This is a genomic window from Streptomyces scopuliridis RB72, from assembly GCF_000718095.1.
Taxonomy (GTDB): domain Bacteria; phylum Actinomycetota; class Actinomycetes; order Streptomycetales; family Streptomycetaceae; genus Streptomyces; species Streptomyces scopuliridis.
The window spans coordinates 1-257 of sequence record NZ_JOEI01000107.1; the positions used below are offsets into that span (position 1 = coordinate 1).

Sequence of the window (257 nt, forward strand, 5' to 3'; positions counted from 1 at the left end):
GTGCCAAAAGTCAACGCCAGATATGTTGATACCCCGACCTGCCGGATGTCCGGTGGGTTGAGGTTCCTTTGTAGTAAACACAGCGAGGACGCTGTGAACGGTCGGGATTATTCCTTCCGACTGTTCCGCTCTCGTGGTGTCCGCCGGATTACCGGTAAACATTCACGGAGAGTTTGATCCTGGCTCAGGACGAACGCTGGCGGCGTGCTTAACACATGCAAGTCGAACGATGAAGCCTTTCGGGGTGGATTAGTGGC

At 54.9% G+C, this 257-nt stretch carries 1 rRNA gene; it reads left to right on the plus strand.

The window, feature by feature from the left end:
• Positions 1-161: 161 nt before the first annotated feature.
• Positions 162-257 (plus strand): 16S ribosomal RNA (locus tag IF11_RS0136190); the annotation flags it as partial.